This is a genomic window from Frankia sp. CcCS3 (assembly GCF_977927575.1).
Genome location: NZ_CDWRCL010000304.1, coordinates 1 through 3800, shown reverse-complemented (window position 1 = coordinate 3800; position 3800 = coordinate 1). Strand labels below are relative to the sequence as shown.

At 67.6% G+C, this 3800-nt stretch carries 5 protein-coding genes; all 5 read left to right on the top strand.

The window, feature by feature from the left end; all coding sequences use genetic code 11:
* The first annotated feature begins 157 nt into the window (after nucleotides 1-157).
* Complete coding sequence (locus AC08OQ_RS18340; RefSeq protein ID WP_476605828.1) at nucleotides 158-469, top strand: hypothetical protein; 312 nt, start codon at nucleotides 158-160, stop codon at nucleotides 467-469.
* Nucleotides 466-885 (top strand): ATP-binding protein, encoded by a 420-nt coding sequence (locus AC08OQ_RS18335; protein ID WP_476605827.1) that lies wholly within the window; start codon nucleotides 466-468, stop codon nucleotides 883-885. The genes AC08OQ_RS18340 and AC08OQ_RS18335 overlap by 4 nt, the downstream gene beginning before the upstream one ends.
* 233 nt (nucleotides 886-1118) lie before the next feature.
* Entirely contained in the window at nucleotides 1119-1925 is an 807-nt protein-coding gene (locus AC08OQ_RS18330) for a DNA glycosylase family protein (protein ID WP_476605826.1), read from the top strand.
* Nucleotides 1909-3375 carry a B12-binding domain-containing radical SAM protein gene (locus tag AC08OQ_RS18325; protein ID WP_476602365.1) on the top strand — a complete coding sequence of 489 codons (1467 nt, stop codon included), beginning with the start codon at nucleotides 1909-1911 and terminating at the stop codon, nucleotides 3373-3375. Before AC08OQ_RS18330 ends, AC08OQ_RS18325 begins: the two co-directional genes overlap by 17 nt.
* On the top strand, nucleotides 3372-3800 hold a 429-nt coding region (tmk, locus tag AC08OQ_RS18320; protein WP_476602364.1), incomplete at its 3' end, for a dTMP kinase. The genes AC08OQ_RS18325 and tmk, both read left to right, overlap by 4 nt.

Genomic DNA, 3800 nt, shown 5'->3' with positions numbered 1-3800 from the left:
GATCACAAGATCAGCGACAGATCCTCATACATGGCCCGTCATGGCCGTATCCGTTCCGCCCGCTCACGCTGAGGACCAAGGCGCCCGGGGCCGGGTCTGAGGACCCCGCTCCCCGGCCTCGGGCGTCATCCATCCGTGCCAGGAGGGGAGGAAATCGGTGGACAGGGACACCGAAAGGCAAGACTCCGGGCTGGGGCCGCCGGGCGGCGCGGCGCTGCGGCTCATTGCTGAAGGGCTCGGGGCGGCGTTGGGACGGTTGGAAGCCGTCGGGGTCGTGCTCGCTTGCGACGCGGGCGACCTGCCCACCACCGCTGTGCAGCAGGCGGCCTTGGAGGAGCGAACCGAGGCCGTCACCGCGGAACTGCGCCGGTTGCCCGCCGTCCGGCAGGCCATCGAAGTGGAGATCGAGGTGTTGGGCGCCCGGGTGCTCACCGTTTCGCCGGCCACCCCCTCCCCGGGGCCGGCATGAACCTTCCGGCCAGCACCGCGCCCCAGCCAGCCGCCCACCTGCGTGCGAGCGTCCACCAGTTCGCCGCCGCCACCACGGCCCCGGCCTTGGCGCGGCAGGCGGCGGCCGGGCTGCTGGAGGGCTGGGGACTTACAGATCTTCTCGACACCACGGCCCTGTTGATTTCAGAACTCATTACCAATGCCGTCCGGGCCACGGAAAGTTCGGGTGGTAGCTTAAGGTCTATTGTATCCATGCGCATCAGCTGGGCCGCGCGAAGCCTCATCATCGAAATCTGGGATCGTAACCCGAAGCCGCCTGAACTTCAGGTTCAATATCTTGATCGTGAGAGCGGTCGGGGTCTCCACATTGTCGAAGCCCTGAGCCTTGCGGCAGCCTATTACCCGTCGCCCACCGGAGTCGGCAAAGTTACCTGATGCCAGATTGAGGCACCGGTGCCGTCCGAAGCTGAGGAGTCGGGCCCACTTCTCCCACACCGCCGGCCCACGGTTGCACGTGCCGATCCTGGGTTGGTTTTCGATGACATGGCCGTACTGAAACGGGTGCTCGATGGCCTGCGCGCCATGGACGGCCGCCTACCCCGGAGCGACGCCATGAGATAATAGCGTCATATCCTCGCCCAATACAGCCGTACTTCCGGAGTTTCCTCATGCCGTTTTCCGCAGACCGCTGGATGACCGAATACCCCGCCTGGCTTCCCACCGATACCGGGGTACGCCGCGTATTTGCGTTGCCGGGCGGCCCGGTCTTGGCGGAGGTTCACGGCGGCAACCTCACGCTCACGGCGCTGGGCGGCGACGAAGCGGAGCCGCTGGCGGATGTCTTCGGGATGCCGGACGGCGCTGCCAGTGAAGTGCCGGAGCTGGCCAAGGAGCTGGCTGGCCTGGGCAACGTGGGCCGCTTCCGCAACCCCTCGCTGTGGGAGGCGCTGGCGACCGCGATCCTGCGCCAGGTCATCCGGGCGGGCCAGTCCAAGAAGCTCTACCGACAGCTGTGCGCAGCCCACGGGCAGCAGGTGGCCCTGCCGGACGGCGACACCTACGGCCTGTTTCCGAGTCCGGAAAAAGTCCTGGAGCTGGACGACGAACAATACGGAGAGCTTGGGCTCGCTTTCAAGCGGGCAGCGATCCGGGCCGCCGCCACGGCCTACCTGGCCCACGGCGAAAACTGGAAGCGTCTGTCCCTACCGGCCCTCATCGACGAATTGCAGAGCGTCCAGCGGATCGGCCCTTGGACGGCCGGCGCGGCCGTTGCCGACTACACCAATACCTGGGACCTGTACCCCTACGCCGATCTAGCCGTACGCACGTGGGCGGGGCGGGCTGCCCCGGCGCACCACTGGTTCCATAACGAGCGTGCCTTCGGCGCTCAGTGGCGGCATCTGGCGGGGGAACACCTATCGACCTTGACCCTCCTGACCCTTGCTTGGGGATCGCAACATGGAGACATTGGATGACGGCCCCGTCCTGGGCGCCGACCTGAACCGCCCGCTCGACGCCGTTTTTATCAACGCCCCCTTGCGTGACTACGGCCTGCGCCCACGGGTGAACGACTTCACCTTGCCGGTACTGGGCATGGCCTACATCGCTACCTACGCGAGCAGCCAGGGCTTCAACGTCGGCGTACTTGACGCCGAAGCCTTGGGACTCGGCATCAAAGAGACCTATCAGCTGGTGAACAGCCTCGGCCCGCGCTGGGCCGGCTTCAACCTCTTGGCCCCCACCTACGAGGTGAGCGCCGAAATCGCCGCCGGCCTGGACCGGGACATCATGGTCATGGTCGGCGGGCACCAGGCCAAGGCCATGCCCAAAGCCATCATCGCCGACCCCCGCTTCGGGGCGCTCGAAGCCCTGGTGCTTGGCGAGGGCGAAACCCGCGTGGCAGAACTCTTGCAGGACAATCGCTCCCGCGCCGACCTACCCGGCGTGATGTGGCTCGACCCCATCCTTCACCAGCCCGTCACTGGCGGCCAGCCGGGCGCGGGCCACCACCTGGCCCCAGATGTGGACCGCCTGCCCTTCGTCGACCGCCGGTTTCTGGTGGGCGACCCGTACCAGGCGCCAGACGGCCGCGTCGAGGCCAACATGGTCGGTGCCCGCGGCTGCCCGTACGACTGCTCATTTTGTGGCGCCGCCGTCAGCGCCAACCCGGACATCACCATCCGCACCCGCACCCCTGCCGGCATTATCGCCGAGATGGAGGTGCTGCACGCCACGGGCGGCGTAACCGCCTTCCGCTTCGTCGATGATCTTTTTCTCGGTTACGAGCGGTTCATCCGGCAGTGCATGGAGGCCTTCACCGCCGCCCGCCTCGGGGAGCGATTCGTCTGGGATGCCACCGGCCGTATCAACATCCTGCATCGGGCCGATGACGCCCTGTTGGATGTACTGGCCGCCAACGGCCTGCGGGAAGTTGCTCTGGGTGTCGAGTCCGGCAGTGAGCGGCTGCTTGGGTACATGGGCAAACGGATCAACCCCGATATGACCCGCTCCGTGGTCCGTCGCCTCACCGAGCGCGGCATCTCGGTGAAGGGCTACTTCATCCTGGGCTTCCCCACAGAGACGCGCGAGGAGTTGGCGGCCACCGTCCGCCACGTCAGGGAGCTGTGGGAGGTGGCGGACGGCCAGCCAGGGAACTTCCGGGCCTCCGTCTTCGAGTTCCGCCCGTATCCCGGCACGCCGGAGTGGGACCGCATCGTGGCCACCGGCCGCTACCAGCCCGCGCAGCTTCTGGCCTACACCGCCGTTGACCTAACCGTTGGCGGCCTTGACGAAGCCATGCGCGGGCGCGACGAGTTCAACTTCTCGGTCAACATCCGGTTCGGGGAAGCCACCGTAGATGAGGTGCGGGCCGCCCTGGTGGAGCTGTCCCGCGAGCAGCACGCCCGTTCCAGCGTCCGCCGATGACTACCGGCTTTTTCCTCGCCATCGACGGCCCCAGCGGCATCGGCAAGAGCACGGTCACGGCCGCCCTGGCCCGGCAACTCGCCGGCGCCGGGCTGCCGGTGCTGGCGACCAAGGAGCCCACCGCCAGCCCCCTGGGCAGCCTGACCCGCTTCGGTACTGACGACTACCAGGGGATCACCCTCGCCTGCCTGGTGGCGGCCGACCGCTACCAGCACCTTGAAATGGAGATCCGCCCGGCACTGGCAGCTGGCACTGTCGTGGTGTGCGACCGATATGCGGCGTCTTCCCTGGTGCTTCAAGGCCTCGACGGCGTGCCCGCCGACTTCCTATGGACGTTGGCGGCCGCGGCCGACCGGCCCGATCTGACGGTCATCCTCGCGGGCGACCCCGTCCGCTCCCGCGAGCGGGCGGCCCAGCGCGGCCTC